The sequence below is a fragment of the Geodermatophilus sp. SYSU D00965 genome (assembly GCF_054050075.1).
In genome coordinates this window covers 40410-65433 of record NZ_JBJGYQ010000024.1, presented here as the reverse complement: position 1 = coordinate 65433, position 25024 = coordinate 40410, and the positions used below count along the sequence as shown (strand labels likewise).

The window sequence follows — 25024 nt, the reverse complement described above, 5'->3', positions numbered from 1 at the left end:
TGCAACCGTGGTTGCATTGCCGCATGACGCCCGGTGAGTGGGTGCTGCTGTCCTACCGGCTGCCGCGGGAGCCCTCCGGCCCGCGGACGACGCTGTGGCGGCGGCTGCGGCGGCTCGGCGTGGCCCAGCTCGCCGATGGGCTGGTCGCGCTGCCGGCCGACGCGCGCACCCGGGAGCAGCTGGAGTGGCTGGCCGACGACGTGCTGGCAGCGGGCGGCACGGCCGGGCTGTGGACGGCCCGGCCGGCGTCGGTCGCGCAGGAGCGGGAGCTGGCGACCCGCATGACCGCGGCCCGCTCGGAGGAGTACCGGGCGCTGTCCGCGGAGTGCCGGGCCGCCGCCACGGGCGATGCGACCGACCGTGCCCGCGCCCTGCGCAGGCTGCGCACCGAGTTCCGCGCGATCGGCCGCCGCGACTTCTTCCCCCCGCCCGAGCGGGAGGAGGCGGCCGTCGCCCTCCGCGAGCTCGCGGCGGCCGGCACCGCGGCGGCCGGCACCGCGGCGGCCGGCACCGTGGCGGCCGGCACCGTGGCGGCCGGCACCGTGGCGGCCGGCACCGTGGAGGTCGCGCCGTGAGGTGGGCGACCCGCGCCGGGGTGCACATCGACCGCGCCGCCTGCGCCTGGCTGATCCGGCGCTTCATCGACCCGGACGCGGAGTTCGTCTTCGTCGCCGACCCGGCCGAGGTGCCCGCCGACGCGACCCCGTTCGACATGCGCGGGGTCGACCTCGGCCACCACGGCGGCGACTGCTCGTTCGAGACCGTCCTGCGGCGCCACGACCTCACCGACCCGGTGCTGTGGCGGATCGCGGAGGCCGTCCACGAGGCCGACCTCGACGACGGGCGGTTCGACGCGCCCGAGGCGCCGGGGCTCGACGTCCTCCTGCGGGGCCTGTCGATGACCGGCACCGACGAGCACACCCTCGCCGTCTCCGGCCCGCTGTTCGACGGGCTCTACGAGTACCACCACCGCCGCCTGCTGCTCGGCCGCGAGCCGGCCTGACCCGCTCGAGAACGGACGGACATGCACCCCGACGCACAGCCCCGGACCGCCGTCCCGTTCCGGACGGCGGTCCGCGCCTGGTTCCTCATCTCGCTGCAGACCTTCGGCGGCCCGGCCGGGCAGATCGCGGTCATGCAGCGCGCGCTGGTCGACGAGAAGCGTTGGATCGGCCAGCGCCGGTTCCTGCACGCGCTGAACTACTGCACGCTGCTGCCCGGTCCGGAGGCGCAGCAGCTGGCGACCTACGTCGGCTGGCTGCTGCACGGCACCCGCGGCGGGCTGGTCGCCGGCGGCCTGTTCGTGCTGCCGGGGGTCGTCGCGCTGCTGGCGCTCTCCGCCGTCTACGTGGCCTTCGGGACGACGACGGTGGTCACCGCGGTGTTCGTCGGGCTCGCCGCCGCCGTGCTGGCGATCGTCGCGCAGGCCGTCGTCCGGGTGGCCAAGCGGGCCCTGGACAGCCGCGCCCTGGCCGTCGTCGCGGTCGCGGCCTTCCTGGCGCTGGCGCTGTTCGGCGTTCCCTTCCCGGTCGTGGTCGCGCTCGCCGGGCTGGCCGGCTGGGCGCTCGGCCGCTGGCGGCCGTCCGCGATGCCCCGCCCGAAGGCGGCCGAGGGGCCCGACGCCGGCCCGCCGCCGGTGGTCCCCGACGACGTGCTGCACCACGGGGCGCCCAGCACCCGCCGCACGCTGCGGGTGCTGCTCGTCGGGCTGCTGGTGTGGGGCGTGCCGGTGGCCGCGGTCGCGCTGCTCACCGGCGCGGGCAGCGCCCTCACCCAGCAGGGCCTGTTCTTCTCCGGCGCGGCGGTGGTGACCTTCGGCGGCGCCTACGCGGTCCTGGCCTACGTCGCGCAGCAGGCGGTGCAGGTCTACGGGTGGCTGGGTCCCCGGGAGATGGTCCGCGGGCTGGCGCTGGCCGAGACCACGCCCGGGCCGCTGATCATGGTGGTGCAGTTCGTCGCCTTCCTCGGGGCCTACCGGGCGCCGGGGGAGCTCGACCCGTGGGTCGCCGCCGTCCTGGCCTCGCTGCTGGTCACCTGGGTGACCTTCGTGCCCAGCTTCCTGTTCGTCCTGCTCGGCGCCCCGTACATGGAGCGGCTGCGCGGCAACCGGTCGCTGTCGGCGGCGCTGAGCGGCATCACCGCCGCGGTCGTCGGGGTGATCGCCAACCTGGGCGTCTACTTCGCCGTCCACACGCTGTTCTCCGGGACCGTCGCCGTCGACCGGGGCGTCCTCTCCCTGGAGCTGCCCGACCCCGGCACGCTGCGGCCGGTGCCGCTGGTCATCGCCCTCGTGGCCGCCGTGCTGCTGTTCCGCGTGAAGTGGTCGGTGCTCCGCACGCTGGGCGTCTGTGCGCTGCTGGGTCTGGCGGCCGGGCTCGCGGGGCTGCCGATCACCTAGCTGAGGCTGCCCGTTCCCGGCCGGGCTGCCCGTTCCCTCGGCCTGGCGGCTCTCCCGCGGGGCGGGAACAGGGCTGCCGCCCGGCGGGTTCGGGCACGGAGCATGGCGCGCGCCCGCGCCGCCCCACCGCCTGGAGGTCCCCGCATGTCCATCGTCGTCACCGGTGCCACCGGTTCCCTCGGCCGGCTGGTCGTCGAGGAGCTGCTCGCCCGCGGGGTCGCCCCGGGCGACGTCGTCGCCGGCGGCCGCGCCGTCGAGCGGGTGGCCGACCTGGCCGACCGGGGCGTGCGGAGCGCGCGGATCGACTACGACGACCCCGCGACCCTGGACGCCGTCCTCTCCGCCGGCGACACGCTGCTGCTGGTCTCCGGCAGCGTCCCCGGCGTCCGCGTCGAGCAGCACCGGGCCGTGGTGGACGCCGCGGTGCGCGCCGGGGTGGCCCGCATCGCCTACACCAGCATCCTCGGCGCCGACGACACCCCGCTCGTGCTGGCGCCCGACCACCAGGCCACCGAGCAGATGGTCCGGGACAGCGGGCTGCCGTTCACGCTGCTGCGCAACGGCTGGTACACCGAGAACTACGGCCAGGGGCTGGCGCAGGCGAAGCGGACCGGCGTCGTCGCCGGCAGCGCAGGCGACGGGCGGGTGGCCAGCGCCACCCGCGCCGACTACGCCGCCGCGACCGCCGCCGTGCTGAGCACGGAGGGCCACGAGAACGCGGTCTACGAGCTCTCGGGCGACACCGCGTGGAGCTTCGACGACCTGGCCGCCGCCTACGCCGAGCTGCTCGGCCGCGAGGTCACCTACCAGCGCCTCACCCCGGACGAGCACCGGGCCGCGCTGGTCGCAGCCGGTCTCGACGAGGGGACGGCGGGCTTCGTCGTCGCCCTCGACGGCGGCATCCGGGCCGGCGCGCTGGCCGCGACCCCGGGCCACCTCTCCCGGCTGGCCGGGCGGCCCACCACCCCGCTGCTCGAGGGCCTGCGCCCGTTCGTGTGAGGCCCGGCCGGCCCGCCCCTCAGCGGCGGGCCGGCAGCCGGGAGCCGACGGGCCGCCGGGCCGCCGGGCCGAGCGATGAGTTGCGGGCCCCGCGCGGGTCACAGCCGCCAGGACCACCCAGGGACTGACGCGCTCGTGCCCGGAGGAGACGCATGGCCAAGCTCATCTACTCGATGATCACCTCGCTGGACGGCTACGCCGAGGCAGCCGACGGCGACCTCGGCGCCGGGGCCGAGGACGAGGAGGTGCACACCTTCATCGGCGACGTCTTCCGCCCCGTCGGCACGTTCCTCTACGGCCGGCGCATGTACGAGACGATGGTCTTCTGGGAGACCGCGCACGCCCTGCCCGACGCGCCGCCGCACATCGTGCAGTACGCCCGCGACTGGCAGGCCGCCGAGAAGGTCGTCTACTCCACGACGCTGGAGTCGGTGTCGAGCGAGCGGACCAGGATCGAGCGGACCTTCGACCCGGATGCCGTCCGCCGGCTCAAGGCCGAGGCCGACTCCGACCTCACCGTCGACGGCCCGAACCTCGCCGCCCAGGCGATCGCGGCCGGCCTGGTGGACGAGTACCACCTCTTCGTCACGACCAGCGTGGTCGGCGGCGGCAAGCGGTTCTTCCCCGACGGCGTGCGCCTCGACCTCGACCTGGTCGAGCAGCGTGCCTTCGACTCCGGACTGCTCTACGCGCGCTACCGGACCCGCTGAACGGCACCGGTCGGCGGCCCTGCCGCCGGCAGCCCGCTCAGCGGCGGGCCGGCAACCGGCCCTCCTCGTGGTCGAGCTCCCGCTCCAGCCGGCGCAGGCCCTCGTCGGGGAGCCGGCCGACGTCGCGCCAGTGCAGCAGCTCCTCGCGCTGCGCGGCCAGCACGGCCCGGCGCACCCGCACCGCCGCCTCGTACTCCGGTGACAGCGGGACCTCGCCGCCCTCGGCGCCCTGCAGGACGTCCAGCCGCCGCCGGTAGCGGTCCAGCCGCCCCTGCAGCTGGGTGCGGATGCCCTCGATCGCCTCGTCGTCCACGTGGTCGTGCTGCTCGGCGGCCAGCTCCTCCAGCCGCCGCAGCCCGGCCTCCACCGACGCGGCCCGCGCCTCGTTGCGCAGCCGGGCCTGGTCGGCCTCGTCGGCCCGCAGGCCCAGCGCCCGCACCAGCGGCGCGAAGGTCAGCCCCTGGCCCACCAGCGTCGTCAGGACGGCGAGGAAGGCGCAGAACAGCAGCAGGTCCCGGTCCGGGAACGGCGCGCCGGAGTCGGTGGTCAGCGGCAGCGTGAAGATCGCCGCGAGGCTGATCACCCCGCGGGTGCCGGCCCAGCTGAGGACGACGATCTCCCGGCCGGACAGCCGGGTGCGGGCGGTGGCCGGGTCGCCGTCGTCCCCGGCCACGTCCTCACCGCCGAGGCGGGTGTGCAGCGACTGCGGCAGGTGCTCGGTCAGCCACAGGAACAGCGGCCGGAGCAGCAGCACCACACCGACGGTGATCAGCGACGCGGTCACGATCGTGCTCGTGTCGTACTCGCCCAGCCCTGCCATGACGGCGGGCAGCTGCTGGCCGATGAGCAGGAAGACCACGCCCTCCAGCAGGAAGTCGACCAGCCGCCACACCGCCTCGGTCTGCAGGCGCGAGGCGCCCGACGCCCAGGCGGGGTTGTTGTGGCCGATGACCAGCCCGGCCACCACGACGGCCAGGACGCCGGAGACGTGCACGGACTCGGCCAGCAGGTAGGCGACGAACGGGGTGGCCAGCGAGACGGCGTTGGACGACAGCGGGTCGCGCCGGATCCGCCGCAGCGGCCGCACGCCGTAGGCCACCACCACGCCGGCCGCGACGCCCCCGGCCGCGGCGACCACGAACTGCCCCACCGCCGCGGGGGTGGAGAAGCCGTCGCCCACCGCGGCGGCGACCGCCACGCTGAGCAGGGTCAGCGCCGTCGCGTCGTTGAGCAGCCCCTCACCCTGGATGAGGGTGATCAGCCGCGGCGGCAGCCCCACCTTCCGGCCGACGGCGAGCGCGGCCACCGGGTCCGGCGGAGCGACCGCGGCGCCCAGGGCCATGCCGGCCGCCAGCGTCGCGCCGGTGACGAACAGCGCGAAGCCGACCCCGATCGCGACCGCGGTGAGCAGCACGAGCAGCACCGACAGGCTGACCACGGTGCGCAGGTTGCGGCGGATCGCCGTGAGCGAGGAGTCCAGCGCCGCGCTGTAGAGCAGCGGCGGCAGCACCAGGGTGAGCACCACCTCCGGGTCCAGGGTGAGGTTGGGGCCCGGCAGGTAGGCGTAGGCGATGCCGGCCAGGGTCAGCAGCGCGGCGGACGGCAACCCCGTCCGCTCGTCGAGCCAGCGGACCGCCACGATCACCGCCACCGCGGCCAGGACCAGCACCACCAACGTCTCCGCGTGCACCTCCGCAGTCTTCCGGGTGGCCGGCGGGCGGGCAGGTCGGGGTGGGTGGGGTGCGCCGCGCGATGAGTTCACCCGCCGTCCGCCGTCCAAGCCGGTGGACCACCCCCTCGAGAGGACGGCGACCATGCGCAGGAAGTCCCCCACCGGAGGCGGGCCCGGCCCGCTGGACGTCGAGTTCACCGCGCCGCTGGTCCGCAGCCCCTCGCAGGGTGGCTGGACCTACGTGCAGATGCCCGGGTCCGCGGAGTTCTTCGGCACCCGCGGTCTGGTCAAGGTCCGTGGCACCGTCGACGGCCACCCGTTCCGCAGCTCGTTCATGGCCCTCGGCGACGGTACGCACAAGCTGCCGGTGACCGCCGAGGTCCGGACCGCGATCGGCAAGGAGGTCGGGGACCCGGTCACCGTGCGCCTGGAGGAGCGGCTGGGCTGACGCGCCGTCCCGCGTTCGTCGCCGGGCCCGGGACCCCCCGCCGACTGGCGTACTGTGCCTCCGTCATGCACGGGGGATCCCGCCGGCCGAGGTGATGGGGACGTCGTGAGCGATGCGGTCGGGGGCTCGGCGCGCGTCGCCGGGGCGGGTGGCTCCGATCCCCGGGCGCGGGCCGTCTTCGACGCCGACTGGACGCTGGTCTCGGTCGACCAGGACACCGCCGACCTGCTGGGCCGGCACCGCGAGGAGCTGGTCGCCCGCAACATCTGGATCGCCCTGCCCGAGCTCGCCGGCACGATCTTCCACAGCTTCCTGCTGCACGCGCGCAGCGTGGGGGAGCGGGTGACCTGGCGGGGCTTCTACCCGCCGGCGGGCCGCTGGCTCGACGCCACCGCCGTCCGCGTGGGCGACCTGCTGCACCTGCACCTGCGGGAGAGCGCCGGCCCGCTGCCGGAGGGGCTGCCCTCGGCCGGCGCGGACGACGCCGCGGCCGCCGCGGCCGAGGACGACCGGCTGCGCTTCCTGGCCGAGGTCAGCGAGGCGATGATCAGCACGCTGGACGCGGGGGAGTCGATCGGCAAGCTGGTCGACCTCGTCGTGCCCCGGCTGTGCGACTGGGCCGTGGTCAGCGTCCTGCAGGACGACGGCCGGGTCTCCGAGGCCCGGGCGCACCGCGACCCCGCCGTCCTCGCCGACCTCGACCACTACCTCGAGGGGCGGGTGCCGGCGCCCGGCGCGGAGAACGACCCCATGGCCGCGGCCCTGCTGACCGGCGAGCCCGTGCAGGTGACCTCCATCGACCCCCGCCTCGTGGAGCCGACGCTGCCCGACGAGGGGGTCCGCCAGGCGTGGGAGCGGCTGGACGCGCGGTCGCTGGTCATCGTGCCGCTGCGCGCCCGCTCGGAGACCTTCGGCGCCCTGGGCCTGGTCAACACCGGCGAGCGCCCGCCGCACGGCGAGATGGAGATCGCCACCGCGGTCGAGGTGGCCCGCCGCGCCTCGCTGGCCATCGACAACGCCCGGCTCTACGGCCGCCAGCTGAAGGTCGCCGAGACCCTGCAGCGCAGCCTGCTCACCCCGCCGCCGCAGCCGGACGGCCTGGAGATCGCCGTCCGCTACGTGCCGGCGTCGAGCACGATGCACGTCGGCGGCGACTGGTACGACGCCTTCCAGCAGCCCGACGGGGCCACGCTGCTGGTCATCGGGGACGTCGTCGGCCACAACGTCGACGCCGCGGCCGCCATGGGGCAGGTGCGCAGCATCCTCCGCGGCATCGCCTACGACCGGCAGGAGGAGCCGGCGCGCATCCTCACCCGCGTCGACGGCGTCCTCACCGGGCTGCACATCGGCACCCTGGCCACGGCGCTCATCGCCCGCATCGAGCAGACCCCGGAGCAGGCCAGGGACGGCCGGCACACGCTGCGCTGGTCCTCGGCCGGGCACCTGCCGCCGCTGCAGCTGGGCGCCGACGGCAGCGTCCGGGTGCTCGGGTCCACCCCCGAGACGCTGCTCGGCGCGGAGTCGACCCGCCCGCGCACCGACTCGGTGGCCGAGACCGCCCCCGGCGACACGCTGCTGTTCTACTCCGACGGGCTGGTCGAGCAGGGCCGGACCGGCATCGACGAGGGCACCGCCCGGCTGGTCGCCCTCGTCCGGGACGTGGGTCCGACGACCGTGGACGCGCTGTGCGACGCGCTGCTCGCGCGGATCGTCGGGCACCGCCCCGACGACGACGTCGCGATCGTGGCGGTCCGCTTCGCCGCCGAGGACGGCACCGCACCGGCCTGACCTGCACGTGCGGCATGCTCGGCGGGCCAGCGCCCCCACTCCCAGCCGGAGGAACCGCCATGTCGATCCTGCCCGCGTTCGCCGCCGCCCTGGCCGACGGGAGCATCGAGGTCGTCGACCTCACCGCCCCGCTGTCGGCCGAGACGCCGGTGATCGCGCTGCCGCCGGAGTTCGCCCAGACGGCGCGGTTCGAGCTGGAGGAGCTGTCCCGGTACGACGACCGCGGCCCGGCCTGGTACTGGAACAACTTCCGCACCGGCGAGCACACCGGGACGCACTTCGACGCGCCCAACCACTGGGTCACCGGGAAGGGCGGCGAGGACGTCGCGTCGGTGCCGGCGCGCCGGCTGATCGGCCCGGCCGCCGTCCTGGACTTCTCCGCCGAGGCAGCCGCCGACCCGGACTTCCTGCTCGAGGTCGACCACGTCCGGGCCTGGGAGGCCGAGCACGGGCCGCTGCCCGAGGGCGGGTGGCTGCTCTACCGCACCGGCTGGGACGTCCGCAGCGGCTCCCAGGAGGAGTTCCTCAACGCCGACGACACCGGGGCGCACACGCCGGGCATCGCCCCGTCCTGCGCCCGGTGGCTGGCCGAGGAGGCGCCGGTGATCGGCGTCGGCGTGGAGACGGTGGGCACCGACGCGGGCGCCGCGCACTCCTTCGACCCGCCCTTCCCGTGCCACGCCGCCCTGATGGGCAGCGGCAAGTACGGGCTCACCCAGCTGCAGAACCTGGCCGCCCTGCCGCCCACCGGCGCGGTGCTCGTGGCGGCGCCGCTGCCGATCGTGTCCGGCTCCGGCTCGCCGGCCCGGGTGGTCGCCCTGGTGGAGAGGGGATGACGCCCCGCACGACGGTCGCCGAGGCGGTCGGCGCCGCGCTGGTCGGCTGCGGGGTGGAGGCGGTCTTCGGCGTCGTCGGCTCGGGCAACTTCGCCGTCACCAACGCCATGGTCGCCGCCGGTGCCCGCTTCGTCGCCGCGCGGCACGAGGGCGGGGCGGCGACGATGGCCGACGCGCACGCCCGGATGACCGGCCGGCCGGTGGCGCTCAGCGTGCACCAGGGCTGCGGGCTCACCAACGCCCTGACCGGGATCACCGAGGCGGCCAAGAGCCGGGCGCCGCTTGTGGTCCTGGCCGCCGAGGCGACCTCGCCGCGGTCGAACTTCGCCGTCGACCAGGTCGCCCTGGCCACGGCGGTGGGCGCGGTGCCGATGCGGGTCACCTCGGCCGGCGACGCCCTCGACCAGGTCGCCGCCGCGGTCGGCACCGCGGTGCACGGCCGGCGGACGGTGCTGCTCAACCTGCCGCTGGACGTGCAGGTCGACGTCCTGCCCGTGCCGGCCGGGCCGCCCCCGCTGCCGCCCGCGCCGGCACCGCTGGTGACGCCGGAGCACGTGGAGCGGCTGGTGCACGCCCTCGAGCACGCCCGGCGGCCGGTGTTCGTGGCCGGCCGCGGCGCGCGCGGCCCCGGCTGCCGGGCGGCGCTGCAGACGCTGGCCGCGCGGTCCGGGGCGCTGCTGGCCACCTCCGCCGTGGCCAAGGGGCTCTTCCACGGCGACCCGTGGTCGCTGGACGTCTCGGGCGGCTTCGCCTCCCCGCTGGCCGCCGAGCTCATCGCCGGCGCCGACCTGGTCGTCGGCTGGGGCTGCGCGCTCAACATGTGGACGATGCGGCACGGCCGGCTGATCGCCGACGACGCGGTCGTGGTCCAGGTGGACGACGACCCGGCGGCGCTCGGCGTCCACCGGGACCTCACCTTCGGCGTGGCCGGCGACGTGCGGGCGACGGCGGAGGCGGCGGTGGCCGCGCTCGGCGCCGGCGCGGCGACCGGCTACCGCACGCCCGCGGTGGGGGAGGCGATCGCCGAGCGGGTGCGCTGGCGGGACGTCCCGTTCACCCCGGGGGAGCGGCCGGGCCGGATCGACCCGCGGACCCTCACGATCGCCCTGGACGACCTGCTGCCCGCCGAACGGGTGGTCGCCGTCGACTCGGGCAACTTCATGGGGTACCCGAGCATGTTCCTCGACGTCCCCGACGAGTTCGGCTCCTGCTTCACCCAGGCGTTCCAGTCCGTCGGGCTGGGGCTGGCGACGGCGATCGGCGCGGCGCTGGCCCGCCCCGACCGGCTGCCGGTGGCCGCACTGGGCGACGGCGGCGCGCTGATGGGCGCCGCGGAGCTGGAGACCGTCGTGCGGCTGGGGCTGCCCATGGTGGTCGTGGTCTACGACGACGCGGCCTACGGCGCGGAGGTGCACCACTTCGGGCCGGAGGGGCACCCGCTGGACACGGTGCGCTTCCCCGACGCCGACCTGGCCGCGATCGCCCGCGGCCACGGCTTCGAGGCGGTCACCGTGCGCGCCGTCGAGGACCTCGCCGCGGTGGCCCAGTGGCTGGCGGGGCCGCGGACCGCGCCGCTGTTCCTCGACGCGAAGGTGGTGGCCGACGAGCCGTCGTGGTGGCTCGAGGAGGCCTTCCGCGGCCACTGAGCCATCCCTCCCGCGATCATGGCGCCGTGACCACGGGAAGCCGTCCCGGGGTGGTCTCGGCGCCATGATCGCGCCCGATGGAGGGCGTCAGAAGTTGCCGCGGCGGGCCTGCTCGCGCTCGATCGCCTCGAACAGCGCCTTGAAGTTGCCCTTGCCGAAGCCCAGCGAGCCGTGCCGCTCGATCAGCTCGAAGAAGACCGTGGGCCGGTCGCCGGTCGGCTTGGTGAAGATCTGCAGCAGGTAGCCGTCCTCGTCGCGGTCGACCAGGACCCCGCGCCGCTGCAGCTCCTCGACCGGCACCCGCACCTCGCCGATCCGGGCGCGCAGCTCGGGGTCCTCGTAGTAGGAGTCCGGGGTGGCGAGGAACTCCACGCCCTCGGCGGCCATGGCGTCGACGGTGGCCAGGATGTCGTTGGTCGCCAGTGCCACGTGCTGCGCGCCCGGGCCGCCGTAGTAGTCCAGGTACTCGTCGATCTGCGAGCGCTTCTTGCCCGGGGCGGGCTCGTTGAGCGGGAACTTCACCCGGTGGTTGCCGTTGGCGACGACCTTGCTCATCAGCGCGGAGTAGTCCGTGGCGATGTCCTCGCCGACGAACTCGGCCATGTTGGTGAAGCCCATGACCCGGTTGTAGAAGTCCACCCAGCGGTCCATGGCGCCGAGCTCCACGTTGCCCACCACGTGGTCGATCGCCTGGAACAGCCGCTTCGGGGCGCCCGGCCGCCGGACGAACGACGACGTCCGGGCGACGTGGCCGGGGAGGTACGGGCCGGCGTAGCGCGAGCGGTCGATGAGGGTGTGCCGGGTGTCGCCGTACGCGGCGATCGCGGCCAGCCGGACCGTGCCGTGCTCGTCGGTGACGTCGTGCGGCTGCTCCAGCGCGGTGGCGCCCTGGGCGGCGGCGTGCGCGACGCACCGGTCGACGTCCGGGACGGCGAGGGCGATGTCGACGATGCCGTCGCCGTGGCGGCGGTGGTGGTCGGCCAGCGGGCTGGCCGGGTCGTAGGCCCCCTGGACGACGAACCGGGCGGCGCCCGAGGTCAGCACGTAGCTGCGCGACTCCCGGTTGCCGGTCTCCGGCCCGGAGTAGGCCACCAGGTCCATGCCGAACGCGGACTGGAAGAAGTGCGCGGTCTGGGTGGCGTTGCCGACGACCCAGACCAGCGCGTCCCAGCCGCTGACCGGGAACGGGTCGGTGGCCGGGTCGTGCTCGACCAGCCCGACCAGCTGGCGCAGCTCCTCCAGGGTCAGGCTCGCGAGCTTCTCGTCGTCGGTCAGCGTGTGCTCGAGGCTCATGGCGCGCTCCCGTCGCTCCTCCGGTGGTGGTCCAGCTCACCTCCGCGCCCCGGAGTGGGCAAGATGTCTCGATCGGGCTGGTCGATCCGGGCAGTTCGGCGCCCGCGACGGGCGGTGAGCTGTCCGTTCTGCACATCCGGAGGTGGCGGTGGAGCAGCGGCTGGACGCGCTCGACCTGGCGGTGCTGACCGCCCTCACCGAGCAGCCCCGTGCCGGGGTGCTGGAGCTGTCCCGCCGGCTGGGCGTGGCGCGGGCGACGGTGCAGGCGCGGCTGCGCCGGCTGGAGGAGTCGGGGGTGGTCACCGGCTACGGCCCGGACGTCGACCTGGCCGCCGCCGGCTACGGCGTCCAGGCGTTCGTGACGCTGGAGATCGCCCAGGGCGCGCTGGAGGAGGTCACCGCCGACCTGCGCGCGATCCCCGGCGTCCTGGAGGCGCACGCCACCACCGGCTCCGGCGACGTGCTGTGCCGGGTCGCCGCCGAGTCGCACGGCGCGCTGCAGGACACCCTGGTGCGGCTGGGGCGCTCGCCGTCGGTGGTGCGCTCGACCAGCGTCGTCGCCCTGTCCGAGCTGGTGCCCAGGCGGGTGCTGCCGCTGCTGTCGGCCGGGGAGCCCCGCCCCGCCGGCCGCGCGCCCGGCTACCGCGGAACGGCCGCGCCGTGACCGGCCGCACCGCTCCGCCGGCGTTCCGGACGGCGCCCGGTGCGTGGCCGGGCCGTTTGCGGAACACTGCAGTTCCCGAGGCCTTGCCCGGGAACCGGCGGGACGCCACAGTGTGCGGCGTGGGAGTCCTGCGGGGGGATGAGCACGAGCCGCCCAGCGGCTCCTTCGAGGTGGTGCACGAGGCCGTCGGCCCGGTCCTGTACCTGTGCGGCGACGTCGACGCACCGCTGGTGTCGCAGATGCACGCCGACGGCGTCCGGATCGGGGACGTCGTGGCGGTCTGCGTCGACCAGCTCGGCTACATCGACTCCTCCGGCCTGGCGATGCTGGTGCGCTGGGCCCGGCAGGCGGCCGGCGCCGGGCGGCCGGCGGTCCTCCGCTGCGCCAGGCCGCGGTTCTGCCAGGTGCTGGAGCTGACCGGCCTGACGCCGATGTTCGTGCTCGAGGACCCCTGGGGTTCCTGACGGGTCGTCCCTGACCGGCGGCCTCACCGCGGCGGGGCGACCTCCCGGACCGGCGTCTGCCGCGGCAGCCCGCGGCGCTCCCGGTACGCGTAGAGGACCCTCCGGTCCGGGAGCGCGTGCCCCGACCGGCAGGTGAGGGTCTCCACGTCGCCGACGTAGACCGGCGCCGGCCGGTGCGGCAGGTCGTACCGGCCGGCCCGCTGCACCAGCCGCGTGCCGCACCGGGGGCAGTGGAGGTCGTGCACGGACTGGACCCACACCGACGACGTCACGTCCGCGACCTTGCCGTTCCTCGCCGGGGCCGGCGCGTAGCCGGGCGCGTGTGTGCCGGAGCGTCCTCCGATCGCAACGAGCCTGGTCAGCGGCGCGGGAGAGCCCCGCCTAGGCTGCCCCGCGTGCCGCTGTTCTCCTTCGAAGGCCGCAGCCCGCAGGTCCACCCGGAGGCGTGGGTCGCGCCGACCGCGACCCTGGTCGGCGACGTCGTGGTCGAGGCCGGGGCGTCGGTCTGGTACGGCGTCGTGCTGCGCGCCGACTTCGGCCGGATCGTGGTCCGGGCCGGGGCCAACGTGCAGGACAACTCGGTGCTGCACGGGGGCGCCGACCCGGAGACCGAGGTCGGTCCCGGCGCCACGGTCGGCCACATGTGCGTCGTCCACGGCGCCGTGATCGGGGCCGAGGCGCTGATCGGCAACGGCGCGACGGTCCAGGACGGCGCGCGGATCGGCCGCCGGGCCCTCGTCGGCGCGCACAGCCTGGTGCCGCCCGGGATGGAGGTCCCCGACGAGGTCGTGGCCCTCGGTGCGCCGGCCCGCGTGCGGGGACCGCTGTCGGCCGGCGCCGCGCGCTGGGTCGACGGCAACCCCGGGATCTACCGCGAACTGGCCCGCCGGCACGCCGCGGGGGTCACCGAGGTCGGCTGAGGCCTCCAGCGAACGCACAGGAACCGCACGGGCTCGGAACAGGCGAGCCGGTCACGGTGGGCACTCACCCCGACACCGGAGGAGACCGTGACCCACCCCGACCACGCCCACAGCGGTTCCCGTTGGGAGCCGGCCCCCACTCCGCCCGCCGGGCAGCCCGCGCCGGCGCCCGCTGAGGCAGCGCCGCCGCCCCCGCAGCCTCCAGCCGGTGCGACCGGGGCGCCCGACCAGGCGTCGACCGCCGAGCTGCCCCAGCCGCCCGGGACCGTCGGCCTCCCGGCGGCCGCTGTGCCGCCGCCCGCCGCTGGACCGCCGCCCGGCGCTGTGCCGCCCGCCGCCGCGCGCCCGCGCCGGGCCGGCCGCCGCGGGCTGGTTGTCGCCGCGGCCGCCACCGGCCTCGTGCTCGCCGGCGGGCTCGGCGGCTTCGCGGTCGGGGCCATGACCGCCGGGGACGGTGGCTCCGACGACGCGATCACCCAGAGCGGCGTCCCCGCTCAGGGCGACGACGCGGACGGCTTCTCCGGCCGGGACGGCGGGCGCGGGTTCCCGCCGGGCGGCGCGTACGGCGTCCCGCCCGGTCTCGGCGGGGACCAGGGCGGGACGACGCCCGACGACGGGACCGGGACCACCGACGACGGGACCGGGACCACCGACGACGGGAGCGGGACCACCGACGACGGCGACCCGGCGTGAGCGCCCTCGCGGTGGCGGTCGCGCCGGCGCCCGCGGCCCCGCCGGGCAGTCGCGCCCGGACCGACGGAGCCGTGCGCGTGGGAGCGGCGGTCCTGCTGTGGCTGGGCGTGCTGCTGGTCGCCTACTGGTGGGCGGCCGGGGGCGGTGTCTCGGAGCTGACCGGGTGGGAGAGCGGGCTGACCTCGGTCGGCCGGCTCACCGGGCTGGTCGCCTCGCTGCTCCTGCTGGTCCAGGTGCTGCTGATGGCGCGCGTGCCGGTGCTGGAGCGCGCCTTCGGCCAGGATCGCCTCGCCGGCACCCACCGCGTCGTCGGCTTCACCTCCTTCACGCTGCTGGTGGCCCACCTGGTGCTGATCACCTGGGGCTACGCCGCCGGGGAGCTGGCCCGCACGCCGGCGACGATCTGGGAGCTCACCACCGACCACCCCGGGATGCTGCTGGCCGTGGCGGGCACCGCCTGCCTGGTCATGGTGGTCGTGACCAGCGTGCGGGCCGCTCGCCGGCGGTTGCGGTACGAGTCCTGGCACCTGCTGCACCTCTACGCCTACCTGGGTGCCGGCCTGGCGCTGCCGCACCAGCTGTGGACCGGCCAGGAGTTCCTCGCCTCGCCGGCGGCCACCGTCTTCTGGTGGGGGCTGTGGGGAGCGGCGGTGGGCGCGGTGCTGGTCTGGCGGGTCGGCCTGCCGCTGTGGCGCAGCGCCCGGCACCGGCTGCGGGTGACCTCGGTGGTGCCGGAGGGGGACGGCGTCGTGTCGGTCTACCTGACCGGCCGCGGCCTGCACCGCCTGCCCGCGGAGGCCGGGCAGTTCTTGACCTGGCGGTTCCTGACCGGCCCCGGCTGGACCCGCGCCCACCCGTACTCGCTGTCGGCGGCCCCCGACGGGCGCAGCCTGCGGATCACCGTCAAGGACCTCGGCGACGGCAGCGGCGCCCTCCGCGCGCTGCGCCCCGGCACCCGGGCGCTCGTGGAGGGGCCCTACGGCCGGCTGTCGGCGCGGGCCCGGACCCGGCGGCGGGTGGCCCTCATCGGTGCCGGCGTCGGGATCACCCCGCTGCGCGCGCTGGCCGAGGGGCTGGACTACGCGCCGGGCGACGCCGTCCTGCTCTACCGGTTCGCCGACCGGCCGCTGTTCGCGGACGAGCTCGCCGTCCTGTCCCGGGAGCGCGGTCTGGACGTCGTCCTCCTGCCCGGCTCCCGCCGGGCCGAGGGCTCGTGGCTGGGCGAGGGCGTCGGCAGCGCGGACGACGTCTCCGCGCTGCGGTACTGGGTGCCCGACGTCGCCGAACGGGACGTCTACGTCTGCGGGCCCGAGGGGTGGGCCGACGACGTCCGGCGGGCCGCCGCGGCCGCCGGCGTCCCCACCGGCCGGGTGCACGTCGAGGACTTCGGGTGGTGACGGGGGTGCGCCGGGTCGTCCTGTGGTTCATGAGCACCCTCACCGCGCTGGTGCTGCTGTTCGGCTACCAGACCTCGACCTCCGGTCCCGCGGTGACCGCGGAGGAGTCGGTGGTCGCCTCGACCGCCGAGGCCGGCGCGGACGCCTCGGTCGCCGACGGCACGGTCGTCACCGGCCCGGCCGTCGACACCCGGTGGGGGCCGGTGCAGGTGCAGGTCACCGTCTCCGGCGGCCGCCTCACCGACGTCGAGGTGGTCGAGTACCCGACCGGCAACGGCAAGGACCGGCAGATCAACGCCTACGCCGTCCCGCGGCTGGTGCAGGAGACCCTCGACGCGCAGGGCGCCGACATCGACATGGTCAGCGGTGCGACGGTGACCAGCGAGGGCTACGTCGAGTCGCTGCAGGCCGCCCTCGACGAGGCCGGACTGTGAGTCCACCGCAGCGCCGGGTCGCCCACGTGATGGGGATGCCGGTCAGCCTGGCGCTGCGCGGCCGGCACGCCACCGGGCCCCGCGCCGACGCCGCGTGGGCCGCCGCCCTGGCCGTGCTGCGCGAGGTCGACGCGGTCTTCAGCACGTACCGCCCCGACTCGGCCGTCTCCCGCCTCGGGCGCGGGGAGATCGGGCTCGCCGACTGCCCGCCCGAGGTCGCCGAGGTGCTGGCGCTGGGGGAGGAGGCCGAGCGCGACTCCGGGGGAGCCTTCGCCGTCCGCCGTCCGGGCCCCGACGGCACGCCGGTGCTCGACCCCAGCGGCGTGGTCAAGGGGTGGGCCGCCGAGCGGGCCGCCGTCCCGCTGCTCGCGCTGCCGGACACCGACGTGTGCCTCTCCACGGGCGGCGACCTGCTCTGCCGGACCGCCGACCCCGAGGCGCCGCCGTGGCGGGTCGGCATCGAGGACCCGCACGACCCCCGGCGGGTGCTGGCCGTCGTCCCGGTGCGGACCGGCGCCGTGGCCACCTCCGGCACCGCTCACCGGGGAGCGCACCTGGTCGACGCCCGCACCGGCCGGCCCCCGGAGGGCGTGGCGAGCGTGACCGTCGTCGCGGCCACGCTGACCGAGGCCGACGTCGACGCGACCGCCGCCTACGCCCGGGGCCTGGACGCCGCCCGGTGGCTGGGCACCCGCCCCGGGCGCACCGGGCTGGTCGTGTGGGCCGACGGCAGGAGCACTCGTGTTCTTCACACCGATGTGACCCCGCATCGGCGTGTCGTCATGTCGTCATGACGTATCGTCGACGGCGACCCGGCCCACGAACACGAGGAGACGCCGGTGCGCATCGGGATCCTGACCGGCGGGGGCGACTGCCCCGGCCTGAACGCGGTCATCCGCTCCGTCGTCCGCACGGCGACGGCCCACTACGACAGCGAGGTGGTCGGGTTCCGCGACGGCTGGCGCGGGCTGCTGGAGGACCGGACGACGCCCCTGGACGTCGCCGCCGTCGACGGCCTGCTCACCCGCGGCGGGACGACGCTCGGCTCGGCGCGCGTCGCCCCGGAGAAGCTGCACTCCGGCCTGCCGCAGATGAAGGCCGTGCTGGCCGCGCACGGGGTCGACGTGCTCATCCCGATCGGCGGCGAGGGGACCCTCACCGCGGCACACCTGCTCTCGCAGGCGGGGGTCCCGGTCGTCGGCATCCCGAAGACGATCGACAACGACATCGACTGCACCGACCTGACCTTCGGGTTCGACACCGCGGTCAGCATCGCCACCGACCTCATCGACCGGCTGCACACCACCGCCGAGTCCCACCAGCGGGTGCTGCTGGTCGAGGTCATGGGCCGGCACGCCGGCTGGATCGCGCTGCACGCGGGGCTGGCCTCCGGCGCGCACGTCACGCTCGTGCCCGAGGAGCCCTTCGACGTCGCCGAGGTGGCCAAGATCGTCGAGGACCGGTTCGCCCGCGGCGACACGCACGTCATCGGCGTCGTCGCCGAGGGCGCCTCGCCGATCCCCGGCACGATGCTCGTCCGGGACGGCGGCATCGACGAGTACGGCCACAAGCGGTTCACCGGCGTGGCCCAGCAGCTCGGCGACGAGCTCGAGCGGCGCACCGGCAAGGAGGTGCGCACGACCGTGCTCGGCCACGTCCAGCGCGGCGGCACCCCGACGTCGTTCGACCGGGTGCTGGCCACCCGCTTCGGCCTGCACGCGACGATCGCCGCGCACGAGGGCCGGCACGGTCAGATGGTGGCGCTGCGCGGCACCGAGATCGAGCTGGTCCCGCTGGCCGACGCCGTGGCGCGTCTCAAGACGGTGACCCCGGCGCGGCTGGCCGAGACCGGCGCCTTCACCGGCTGAGCACGGGGGCTCGGGCGTCCGGATCGCCTCACCGGCGCCCGGTGGGACGACTCGCGCGCCCGTGCCGTCGGCAGCCCCGTCCGCGTGGCGGCCGTGGCTGACGACCCCTGCCGGACCGGCGCCAACAGAGCCCACCCCGCCGGGCCCAGCTCTGTTGCTGTCCCGACCCCCCAACCGCCTCAACCATCACCCTCGCCGCATCCCTTCCCGGAGGCCCTGACCGTTCCTTGACCTGGCCTTTCGTCGTCCACAGCTCTTGTGCCAGCCGCTCGTTCGAACATACGATCGATCCGTGACGGTGGAGACGACAGCGGAGGCGGAGCGCCCGCCGCTCTCCGCTGCGCCGCCGCCGGCGGTGGGCTGGGCGTCGGGGCCGCTGGGTGCGGTGCAGGCCGCGGATCGGGAGGTCGCCCGGCAGACCGCACTGCGGGCGCGGGCGGTGGCGGCGTTCGCCGCGACCCGGCCCTCCTCGGTCGACCGGCCGCAGGGTGAGCCGGGGGCGATGAGCGCCGAGCGGTGGGCGGCGCGGTCCGAGGTGCTGCGGGCGGTCAGTGAGTGGGCGGCGCCGGAGCTGGCGATCGCGCTGAACCTCAGCACCCCGAAGGCCGAGGCCGAGCTGGAGCGCTCGTTGACCCTGGTGCACCGGCTGCCGGAGGCGCTGGCCGCGCTGGAGGCGGGCGTGCTGCACGTCGGGCACCTGTGGTGCCTGCTCGAGCACGTCGCGCCGATCAGTGACGCGGCGCTGCGCGCCCGGATCCTGGACGAGCTGATCGCCTGGGTGCACACCCGGCACCGGGTCACCACCCCCGCGCAGCTGGGGGATCGGGTGCGCCGCGTGGTCGCCAGGCACAACGCCCGCGACGCCGCCCAGGACCTCGCCCGCGCGCTGCGGCAGCGGGGCATCAGCCTGCGCCCGGAGCGGACCGCGGGCATGGCCGCGCTGACCGTGGTGTGCACCATGCCCGAGGCGCAGGCGCTGCACCGGGCGCTGGGGGCCTGCGCCGACGCCCTGGACGCCGAACCCGGCGATGAGCGGACCCGCGGGCAGAAGATGGTCGACTGCCTGCTGGACCTGGTGCTGCGCCCCGGCGAGGGCGATCTGCCGCCGGTGCAGGTGCTGCTGACCGTGGTGGCCTCCGTGGCCACGCTGCTCGGCGGGGACGCGCCCGGCGAGGTCGACGGGCACGTGGTGCCCGCCGAGATGGTCCGCCACCTGCTGCGCGGCCTCACCGGCCACGATCTCGCGGCCGTCGACGAGCAACCTCCGGCGGCGGCCACTCCGAGGCCCGCCGCGGCCGCTGCCGACGACCGGCCGTGGGAGGAGGTCGAGCAGGCCGAGCTGGCGCGCTGGTGGGCGGAGATGGAACGCCGGGTGCTCGCCGACGAGCTCGACGACGAACCCGAACCCCCCCGGATGCCTGGTCCGTCACCGACCCGAGCGGCTCCGACAGCGCCGACTCCGACCCACCCGAGGATCGGCCCGACGCCGGCCCGGGCGACCTCGGCAGCGCCGACTCCGATCCCGACGCAGAGGCGCTGGCCGATCCCGATCCACTGGCCGACCGCACCCAGCCGCCACCGCCCAGCGGCTGGTGGGCGGACGCGGACCGGGCGGTCGATGACGCGGCCGCGGCGGTGCACGCCGCCACGCTCGCGCTCGGCCACGCCCGGCGGCTGCTGCGCACCGCCGAAGCGGCCGACGCCGCCGACGAGGCCGCCTGGCACACCGGCCCGGCCGGCCGGCTCACCGCCACGCCCGACAGCCTGGCCGCACTCGCCGCCGCGAGCGACGCCCAGCGTGAGGAGCTGGCCGCGCTGCTGGCCGCCACCGCCGGCGGAGGGCTGGCCGACCGGCCCCGCCTGGCCCTGACCGACGCGCTCACCGGCGCCCTGACCGCGCTCACCGACGTGCCCGGGCTGCGCCGCGCCGCGCACTGCGGCCGCCCCACCTGCCGCCGCCGCCCGGACCGCTGCGACCACGACCTCACTGCCCGGCCCGGCCTGGGAGCGCCCGGCCCCACCGCCGGCTACCGGCCCGACGCCGCGCTCGACCGGTTCGTCCGCGCCCGCGACCGCCGCTGCCGCTTTCCCGGCTGTCGCCGCCGGGTGCCGGCCGGCGGCGAACTCGACCACAACCGGCCCCATCCCGACGGGCCCACGTCCGCGGCCAACCTCGCCGGCTACTGCACCCCCGACCACCGCGGCAAACACCAGGCCCCCGGCTGGCGGCACACCCTCGCGCCCGACGGCACGCTCACCGTCACCACCCCCACCGGCCTGACCGCGGTCACCACACCACCGCCCTACTGAGCCGGCGGCAGCAGCAGGGCGGTGGCCGTCCGGTGGGTCAGCGGTAGCAGTAGGAGTCGGAGGAGGCGTCGCCACCCTGCAGCCGGACCTGGTGCGGCCGCAGACCCCGCCAGTCCTCGCCGTGCGGGAAGAAGCGCTCGTCGAGGGTCATCCCACCCGACTGCGGGTCGGCGTCGATCTTCGCCATCCACGACCCGACGCCGGCCGGGAAGAACTGGTCGTCCCAGGCGCCGTAGAGGGAGTTGGTGAGGTAGATCCGCCGGCCGTCGCGGCTGATCTCCACCATCTGCGGGCCACCGGCCAGCGCCTTCTCCGGTGCGGCCGGGTGCGGCGTCTTGCGGACGACGCCCCCGAGGTGGATGGAGCCGACCTCGCGGGGCGCGGCCGGGTCGGAGACGTCGTACTGCTTGAGCTCCCCGGTGCCCCAGCAGGAGACGTACAGCATCCGGTCGTCGACCGACAGGTCGATGTCGGTGACCAGCGGCGGCACCGCGGAGAACGGCTTGAGCGCCGGCGGCAGGTCCTCGGGGTCGGCGGGCTCGGCCGGGATGGTGATGACCTTCTCGGCCTTCCACTCGTCGCCGTCGCGGAACCAGCGCCACACCGACGCCGACAGGTCCGCCGTCGACACGACGACGCCGACGAACCCCCAGGTCGCCTCGGGGTCGTGCGAGGGCCGCAGCTCCAGCACCATCTGCTGCTCGGCGCCGAGGTCGACCGTCTGCACGTGCCGGCCCTCGGCGAGGTCCCAGAAGTGCAGCTGGTGCCCGTACTTGCCGCCGAGCAGCAGCTCGGGCACCAGCCCGTCCTCGACCATGTTCGGCGTGCCCCACTCGCTGGAGACCAGCGTGTTCTGGTTGAGGTGCCACCAGGCGTCGTAGGCCAGGTACTGCGGCCCGCGGTCGGTCTCCCACGCCCGCAGGACGTCGAAGGTCGAGTGGTCCAGCAGGGCGATGCCACCCGGCCCGTCGCCGTCGCTCGCGCCGCCCAGGCAGGTCAGGAAGACGCCGTCCGGTCCGCAGTGCAGCGTGTGCGGCCGGGAGTAGCCGGCCTTCTCCGCCAGCTCCTCGGCCTCGATCGTCTTGTGCAGCGTGGGCCGGCGCGGGTCGGGCCGGGTGTCGAAGACGTGGATGTTCGAGCTGCGCAGCCCCGGCAGCAGCAGGTAGCGCCGCTGCAGCCCGTCGTGGCCCATGTCGTGGCCCTCGTGCTTGAGCGCGCTGGAGCAGGCGTTCCAGCCGAAGTGGTGCAGCTCGTCGCCCACGGTGGGGAGGTCGGCCCAGCCGACGATCTGCCCGTAGGTGGGGGAGTCCGCGTCGGTGTCGACGACCGTGAGCGCGTCCGGCTTCTGGCCGGCCCGGTCGAAGGCGACCACGTACGCGAGCTGCTCGGTCGGCGCGGCGATGGCCTCGGCCGCGCTGCGGTAGAAGGTGGGGTCGGTGGTGCCCGTCGCTGAGCTCATGGTCGGTCCTCCGGTGGCGGCACGGGAACACCGACCTTCCCGCCGTCGGCCGGCCGGGGGAAGCCCCCCGCGCGCGCCCGCGGCTCAGCACCCGGCGCGCGGTTGCAGCCTGCGGTTCCACCATCCTGGCCGGTGGCGGGCCTGGGCCAGCAGCCGCCGGTACTCGCGCTGCTGCGCCCCGACCAGCACCGGGACGAGCAGGTGCGCGCCGGTCGCGAGGGTCGCCGCGCGCCTCCACGAACGGGATCGGGCGGTGCGCACGGGTCCTCCTCTGCGACCTGCCGGGACCCGGTCGGGTCGGTAGCGTCCGTCTCCCGGCGGAGGGAGACCCAGGGTGCCCGAGACGACGATCCCTGGCGCGGTCAGCGCCCCGTACCTGCGGGCCCACCTGGCCGTGCCGCCGGTCGGGGACGGTCCGTGGCCCGGGGTCGTGGTCGTGCACGAGGCGTTCGGGCTCACCGACGACGTCCGGGCGCACACCGACCGGCTCGCCGCCGCCGGGTACCTCGCCGTCGCCCCGGACCTGTTCACCGCCGGCGGGCTGCGCTGTCTCAAGCGCACGTTCGGGGACCTGCTCCGGCAGGACGGCCCGGCCTTCGGCGACCTGGAGACCACCCGCCGGTGGCTGGCCGACCGGCCCGACGGCACCGGCCGGGTGGGGATCGTCGGCTTCTGCATGGGCGGCGGGTTCGCGCTGCTGGCAGCCACCCGCGGCTTCGACGTCTCAGCACCCAACTACGGGCTGCTTCCGAAGGACGCCGAGGAGGTGCTCGCCGGTGCCTGCCCGGTCGTGGCCAGCTTCGGCCGGCGTGACCGGGCGCTGCGCGGAGCGGCCGAGCGGCTCGAGGGGGTCCTCACCCGGCACGGCGTCCCGCACGACGTCCACGAGTACCCCGACGCCGGGCACTCGTTCCTCAACCGGCACAACGTGGGCCCGTTCGCCGTCCTCGAGCGGATCGCGGGGTTCGGCTACCACCACCCGTCGGCCGAGGACGCCTGGGCCCGCATGCTGCGCTTCCTCGACACCCACCTGCGGGGCTGACGGCCCGGGTCGGTTCCGCCGGGCGGCCCGACCGCCGGGTGCTCCCGCTCCGGCCGGGGGGCGGGCCGCTCCGGCCGGGGGGCGGGCCGCTCCGGCCAGGGGCGAGCCGCTCCGGACGCGGGACGCCCCGCCCTCCGTGCCGAGGTCACGGCGCCGGCTCAGGTCGGGTCGGGGTCCCGGGAACCCTGGCGCCCGCCGCCGGTGAGGCCCACCTCGCTGACCCCCGCGTAGGGCTCGTGCCGGCTGCCCACGTGCTTCTCCCGCTCCAGGCGCTCGACGAGGTGCGGGTAGTGCGCCTCGAACGCCGGCCGCTCGGAGCGGATCCTCGGGATCTCGGTGAAGTTGTGCCGCGGCGGGGGCGAGGAGGTCGCCCACTCCAGCGAGTTGCCGTGGCCCCAGGGGTCGTCGCGCAGCGCCAGCGGCCCGTACCGCCAGGACTTGAAGACGTTGTAGAGGAACGGGATGACCGAGGCACCCAGCACGAACGAGAAGATCGTCGAGACCGTGTTCAGCGTGGTGAACCCGTCGGAGGGCAGGTAGTTGACGTACCGGCGCGGCATGCCCTCGTCACCCAGCCAGTGCTGCACCAGGAACGTGCCCCAGAAGCCGATCAACGTCATCCAGAACTGCAGCTTCCCCAGCCGCTCGTCCATCATCCGGCCGCACATCTTCGGGAACCAGAAGGCGATGCCGGCGTTGGCCGCGAAGACGACGGTCCCGAAGACGACGTAGTGGAAGTGCGCGACGACGAAGTAGCTGTCGGAGACGTGCCAGTCCAGCGGCGGCGACGCGAGCAGCACACCGGTCAGCCCGCCGAGCAGGAAGGTGACCAGGAAGCCCATCGACCACAGCATCGGCGTCTCGAAGGTCAGCTGGCCCCGCCACATGGTGCCGATCCAGTTGAAGAACTTGATCCCGGTGGGCACGGCGATCAGGTAGGTCAGGAAGGCGAAGAAGGGCAGCAGCACCGCGCCGGTGGCGTACATGTGGTGCGCCCAGACGGTGAGCGACAGGAAGCCGATCGCCAGGGTCGCGAAGACCATGCCCTTGTAGCCGAACAGCGGCTTGCGGGCGAACACCGGGATGATCTCGGTGACGATGCCGAAGAACGGCAGCGCGATGATGTAGACCTCGGGGTGGCCGAAGAACCAGAACAGGTGCTGCCAGAGCATGGCGCCCCCGTTCTCCTCGACGTACACCTGCGCACCCAGCTGGCGGTCGGCCAGCAGGGCCATCAGCGCGGCGGTGAGGATCGGGAAGGCGACCAGCACGAGCAGGCTGGTGACCAGCGTGTTCCAGGTGAAGATCGGCATCCGGAACATGGTCATGCCCGGCGCCCGCAGGCAGACGATCGTCGTGGCGAAGTTGACCCCGCCGAGGATCGTGCCCAGACCCGAGACGGCCAGGCCGGCGATCCACAGGTTCGGCCCTGCGCCGGGCGAGTTGGTGGCGTCGGACAGCGGCGTGTAGGCGAACCAGCCGAAGTCGGCCGCCCCGCCGGGTGCGATGAACCCCGCGACGGCGATGGTGCTGCCGAAGAGGAACAGCCAGTACGAGAAGGCGTTCAGCCGCGGGAAGGCGACGTCCGGCGCGCCGATCTGCAGCGGCATGATCAGGTTGCCGAACGCGAAGAACAGCGGCGTCGCGAAGAACAGCAGCATCACCGTGCCGTGCATGGTGAACAGCTGGTTGTACTGCTCGGGCGAGAGGAACTGCAGCCCCGGCCGGGCCAGCTCGGCCCGGATGAGCATCGCCATGAAGCCGCCGACGATGAACCACACGAACGACGTGACCAGGTACATCAGGCCGATCGTCTTGTGGTCGGTGGTGCGCAGCAGGTTCGACAGCCGGGAGCCCTTCGCCGCCTGCGGCGCGGCGCTCGGGCGGCTGACGATCGGCCGCGGCGCGATGGCGGTCACGGGGTCGGTCCCGGACGGGGGGTGCGAGGGCGAGAGCTCATGGATGCGTCCCTGCAGGAGGCCG

Annotated in this window: 26 protein-coding genes; 20 read left to right on the top strand and 6 right to left on the bottom strand. The window is 75.5% G+C overall.

All coding sequences use genetic code 11. The annotated features are described in order from the left end of the window. Positions 1-23: 23 nt before the first annotated feature. The 5 genes from ACI789_RS20320 to ACI789_RS20300 all read left to right on the top strand — a co-directional run bounded on the left by ACI789_RS20320 (position 24) and on the right by ACI789_RS20300 (position 4107). Complete coding sequence (locus tag ACI789_RS20320) at positions 24-575, top strand: Chromate resistance protein ChrB (RefSeq protein WP_457011194.1); 552 nt, start codon at positions 24-26, stop codon at positions 573-575. Continuing rightward, on the top strand, positions 572-1003 hold the full coding sequence (locus ACI789_RS20315; RefSeq protein WP_457011193.1) for a chromate resistance protein ChrB domain-containing protein: 432 nt from the start codon (positions 572-574) through the stop codon (positions 1001-1003). The genes ACI789_RS20320 and ACI789_RS20315 overlap by 4 nt, the downstream gene beginning before the upstream one ends. A 21-nt stretch (positions 1004-1024) precedes the next feature. Then, entirely contained in the window at positions 1025-2398 is a 1374-nt protein-coding gene (gene chrA / locus ACI789_RS20310) for a chromate efflux transporter (protein WP_457011192.1), read from the top strand. Between the two features lie 144 nt (positions 2399-2542). Then, positions 2543-3397: an SDR family oxidoreductase gene (locus tag ACI789_RS20305; RefSeq protein ID WP_457011190.1), complete on the top strand. Its 855-nt coding sequence runs from the start codon at positions 2543-2545 to the stop codon at positions 3395-3397. 152 nt (positions 3398-3549) lie between these two features. Next, a complete protein-coding gene (locus tag ACI789_RS20300) occupies positions 3550-4107 on the top strand; it encodes a dihydrofolate reductase family protein (RefSeq protein WP_457011189.1) in 558 nt (185 codons plus the stop codon). A gap of 37 nt (positions 4108-4144) precedes the next feature. Here the strand turns inward: ACI789_RS20300 and ACI789_RS20295 are convergent, their stop codons facing one another. Then, on the bottom strand, positions 4145-5797 hold the full coding sequence (locus ACI789_RS20295) for a Na+/H+ antiporter (RefSeq protein ID WP_457011188.1): 1653 nt from the start codon (positions 5795-5797) through the stop codon (positions 4145-4147). Between the two features lie 124 nt (positions 5798-5921). Here ACI789_RS20295 and ACI789_RS20290 point away from each other — a divergent pair, with 124 nt between their 5' ends. The 4 genes from ACI789_RS20290 to ACI789_RS20275 all read left to right on the top strand — a co-directional run bounded on the left by ACI789_RS20290 (position 5922) and on the right by ACI789_RS20275 (position 10497). Next, positions 5922-6227, top strand: coding sequence for a DUF1905 domain-containing protein (locus tag ACI789_RS20290; RefSeq protein ID WP_457011187.1), 306 nt, complete (start codon positions 5922-5924; stop codon positions 6225-6227). Between the two features lie 105 nt (positions 6228-6332). Beyond that, positions 6333-8015, top strand: coding sequence for a PP2C family protein-serine/threonine phosphatase (locus ACI789_RS20285; RefSeq protein ID WP_457011185.1), 1683 nt, complete (start codon positions 6333-6335; stop codon positions 8013-8015). Between the two features lie 59 nt (positions 8016-8074). Continuing rightward, the gene (locus ACI789_RS20280; protein WP_457011183.1) at positions 8075-8851 is read left to right on the top strand and encodes a cyclase family protein; all 777 of its coding nucleotides are present in this window, start codon (positions 8075-8077) and stop codon (positions 8849-8851) included. Beyond that, the gene (locus tag ACI789_RS20275) at positions 8848-10497 is read left to right on the top strand and encodes a thiamine pyrophosphate-binding protein (protein WP_457011182.1); all 1650 of its coding nucleotides are present in this window, start codon (positions 8848-8850) and stop codon (positions 10495-10497) included. The genes ACI789_RS20280 and ACI789_RS20275 overlap by 4 nt, the downstream gene beginning before the upstream one ends. A gap of 87 nt (positions 10498-10584) precedes the next feature. Here the strand turns inward: ACI789_RS20275 and hppD are convergent, their stop codons facing one another. Continuing rightward, entirely contained in the window at positions 10585-11790 is a 1206-nt protein-coding gene (hppD, locus tag ACI789_RS20270; protein WP_457011180.1) for a 4-hydroxyphenylpyruvate dioxygenase, read from the bottom strand. 148 nt (positions 11791-11938) lie between these two features. Between hppD and ACI789_RS20265 the strand changes: the two genes are divergently transcribed. Together ACI789_RS20265 and ACI789_RS20260 are read left to right on the top strand one after the other, a co-directional pair. Continuing rightward, a complete protein-coding gene (locus ACI789_RS20265; RefSeq protein WP_457011179.1) occupies positions 11939-12454 on the top strand; it encodes an Lrp/AsnC family transcriptional regulator in 516 nt (171 codons plus the stop codon). 119 nt (positions 12455-12573) lie between these two features. Continuing rightward, on the top strand, positions 12574-12918 hold the full coding sequence (locus ACI789_RS20260; RefSeq protein WP_457011178.1) for an STAS domain-containing protein: 345 nt from the start codon (positions 12574-12576) through the stop codon (positions 12916-12918). A 23-nt stretch (positions 12919-12941) separates the two neighbouring features. On the opposite strand, the gene ACI789_RS20255 is transcribed toward ACI789_RS20260, so the two are convergent. Further along, positions 12942-13190, bottom strand: a complete 249-nt coding sequence (locus ACI789_RS20255) for a hypothetical protein (RefSeq protein WP_457011176.1) — start codon at positions 13188-13190, stop codon at positions 12942-12944. Between the two features lie 123 nt (positions 13191-13313). On the opposite strand from ACI789_RS20255, the gene ACI789_RS20250 reads away from it, so the two are divergent. The 8 genes from ACI789_RS20250 (at position 13314) to ACI789_RS20215 (ending at position 20540) form a co-directional block, all read left to right on the top strand. Further along, the gene (locus tag ACI789_RS20250; protein ID WP_457011175.1) at positions 13314-13838 is read left to right on the top strand and encodes a gamma carbonic anhydrase family protein; all 525 of its coding nucleotides are present in this window, start codon (positions 13314-13316) and stop codon (positions 13836-13838) included. Positions 13839-14162: 324 nt separating this feature from the next. Continuing rightward, positions 14163-14531, top strand: a complete 369-nt coding sequence (locus ACI789_RS20245) for a hypothetical protein (protein ID WP_457011174.1) — start codon at positions 14163-14165, stop codon at positions 14529-14531. A 77-nt stretch (positions 14532-14608) separates the two neighbouring features. Beyond that, the gene (locus tag ACI789_RS20240; RefSeq protein WP_457011172.1) at positions 14609-15928 is read left to right on the top strand and encodes a ferredoxin reductase family protein; all 1320 of its coding nucleotides are present in this window, start codon (positions 14609-14611) and stop codon (positions 15926-15928) included. Further along, complete coding sequence (locus tag ACI789_RS20235; protein ID WP_457011171.1) at positions 15922-16362, top strand: FMN-binding protein; 441 nt, start codon at positions 15922-15924, stop codon at positions 16360-16362. The genes ACI789_RS20240 and ACI789_RS20235 overlap by 7 nt, the downstream gene beginning before the upstream one ends. Beyond that, positions 16359-17156, top strand: a complete 798-nt coding sequence (locus ACI789_RS20230; protein ID WP_457011170.1) for an FAD:protein FMN transferase — start codon at positions 16359-16361, stop codon at positions 17154-17156. The genes ACI789_RS20235 and ACI789_RS20230 overlap by 4 nt, the downstream gene beginning before the upstream one ends. A 45-nt stretch (positions 17157-17201) precedes the next feature. Then, positions 17202-18230 (top strand): ATP-dependent 6-phosphofructokinase, encoded by a 1029-nt coding sequence (locus ACI789_RS20225; RefSeq protein WP_457011169.1) that lies wholly within the window; start codon positions 17202-17204, stop codon positions 18228-18230. Between the two features lie 292 nt (positions 18231-18522). After that, positions 18523-20100, top strand: coding sequence for a DUF222 domain-containing protein (locus ACI789_RS20220; RefSeq protein WP_457011167.1), 1578 nt, complete (start codon positions 18523-18525; stop codon positions 20098-20100). 38 nt (positions 20101-20138) lie between these two features. Further along, positions 20139-20540, top strand: coding sequence for an HNH endonuclease signature motif containing protein (locus ACI789_RS20215; protein ID WP_457011166.1), 402 nt, complete (start codon positions 20139-20141; stop codon positions 20538-20540). A gap of 37 nt (positions 20541-20577) precedes the next feature. Here ACI789_RS20215 and ACI789_RS20210 read toward each other — a convergent pair whose 3' ends face one another. Together ACI789_RS20210 and ACI789_RS20205 are read right to left on the bottom strand one after the other, a co-directional pair. Next, positions 20578-21999 carry a selenium-binding family protein gene (locus ACI789_RS20210; protein WP_457011165.1) on the bottom strand — a complete coding sequence of 474 codons (1422 nt, stop codon included), beginning with the start codon at positions 21997-21999 and terminating at the stop codon, positions 20578-20580. An 84-nt stretch (positions 22000-22083) separates the two neighbouring features. Beyond that, complete coding sequence (locus ACI789_RS20205; RefSeq protein ID WP_457011163.1) at positions 22084-22260, bottom strand: hypothetical protein; 177 nt, start codon at positions 22258-22260, stop codon at positions 22084-22086. A gap of 73 nt (positions 22261-22333) precedes the next feature. On the opposite strand from ACI789_RS20205, the gene ACI789_RS20200 reads away from it, so the two are divergent. Beyond that, complete coding sequence (locus ACI789_RS20200; protein ID WP_457011162.1) at positions 22334-23041, top strand: dienelactone hydrolase family protein; 708 nt, start codon at positions 22334-22336, stop codon at positions 23039-23041. A 158-nt stretch (positions 23042-23199) separates the two neighbouring features. Here the strand turns inward: ACI789_RS20200 and ctaD are convergent, their stop codons facing one another. Continuing rightward, positions 23200-24960 carry an aa3-type cytochrome oxidase subunit I gene (gene ctaD, locus ACI789_RS20195; RefSeq protein ID WP_457011161.1) on the bottom strand — a complete coding sequence of 587 codons (1761 nt, stop codon included), beginning with the start codon at positions 24958-24960 and terminating at the stop codon, positions 23200-23202. Between the last annotated feature and the right edge of the window lie 64 nt (positions 24961-25024).